The sequence below is a fragment of the Streptomyces noursei genome, from assembly GCF_001646665.1.
GTDB classification, from domain to species: Bacteria; Actinomycetota; Actinomycetes; order Streptomycetales; family Streptomycetaceae; genus Streptomyces; species Streptomyces lavendulocolor.
Genome location: NZ_LWBU01000131.1, coordinates 1 through 1,548, shown reverse-complemented (window position 1 = coordinate 1,548; position 1,548 = coordinate 1). Strand labels below are relative to the sequence as shown.

The 1,548-nt window shown below is 73.8% G+C and carries 1 protein-coding gene; it reads right to left on the bottom strand.

The features are described 5' to 3' along the window. Positions 1–27 precede the first annotated feature (27 nt). Positions 28–1,548: ABC-F family ATP-binding cassette domain-containing protein (locus A4V12_RS11660; RefSeq protein WP_064069229.1), on the bottom strand; the 1,521-nt coding region annotated here is incomplete at its 5' end.

Below are 1,548 nucleotides of genomic sequence, written 5' to 3'. Positions count from 1 at the left end.
CGGACGCCGATACTTTGCGGACCCTCCCTAGGGAGTGTCGGCCACCGTCTCGGTGACCCTGCCGCCGGCCACCTCGATGCGGCGGGTGGTGCGGACCGCGTCGAGCATGCGCCGGTCGTGGGTGACCAGGAGCAGGGTGCCGGTGTACGCGTCGAGGGCCGATTCGAGCTGTTCGATGGCGGGCAGGTCCAGGTGGTTGGTCGGCTCGTCCAGGACCAGCAGGTTCACCCCCCGGCCCTGGAGCAGCGCCAGGGCGGCACGGGTGCGCTCGCCCGGCGAGAGGGACGTCGCCGATCGCGTCACGTGGTGGGCCTTGAGGCCGAACTTCGCCAGCAGGGTGCGGACGTCGGCCGGCTCCGTGTCGGGGACCGCGGCGCAGAAGGCGTCGAGCAGGGACTCCTGGCCGTGGAACAGCTTGCGCGCCTGGTCGACCTCCCCGACGACGACGCCCGAGCCGAGGGAGGCGTGGCCGGCGTCCAGCGGGAGGCGGCCGAGGAGTGCGGCGAGCAGGGTGGACTTGCCCGCGCCGTTGGCGCCGGTGATGGCGACCCGGTCGGCCCAGTCGATCTGGAGCGAGGCCGGGCCGAAGCGGAAGTCGCCGCGGACCGCCTCGGCGTCGCGCAGGACCGCCACGACCGAACCGGAGCGGGGCGCGGCGGCGATCTCCATCCGCAGCTCCCACTCCTTGCGGGGCTCCTCGACCACGTCGAGCCGCTCGATCATGCGCTGCGTCTGGCGGGCCTTGGCGGCCTGCTTCTCGCTCGCCTCGCTGCGGAACTTGCGTCCGAGCTTGTCGTTGTCGTTGCCGGCCTTGCGGCGGGCGTTCTTCACGCCCTTGTCCATCCACGAGCGCTGCATCTGGGCGCGGCCCTCGAGGCCGGCCTTCTTGTCGGCGTACTCCTCGAACTCCTCGCGGGCGTGCCGGCGGGCGGTCTCCCGCTCTTCGAGGTACGCCTCGTAGCCGCCGCCGTACAGCCGGATCTGCTGCTGCGCCAGGTCCAGTTCGAGGACCTTGGTGACGGTGCGGGCGAGGAACTCGCGGTCGTGGCTGATGACCACCGTCCCGGCGCGCAGGCCCTGGACGAAGCGCTCCAGCCGTTCGAGGCCGTCGAGGTCGAGGTCGTTGGTCGGCTCGTCGAGCAGGAACACGTCGTACCGGGAGAGGAGCAGCGAGGCGAGGCCCGCGCGGGCGGCCTGGCCGCCGGACAGCGACGTCATCGGCCGGTCGAGCCCGACGGTCAGGCCCAGGGAGCCGGCGACCTCCTCGGCACGCTCGTCGAGGTCGGCGCCGCCGAGGTTCAGCCAGCGCTCCAGGGCGGTGGCGTACGCGTCGTCGGCGCCGGGGGTGCCGTCGACCAGGCCCTGGGTGGCGTCGTCCATCGCGGTCTGGGCGGCGGCGACGCCGGTGCGGCGGGCGAGGAAACCGCGCACGGTCTCCCCCTCGCGGCGCTCCGGCTCCTGCGGGAGGTGGCCGACGGTGGCGGTGGGCGGCGACAGGCGCAGCACCCCCTGCTCGGGGGTGTCGAGCCCGGCGAGCAGCCGCAGCAG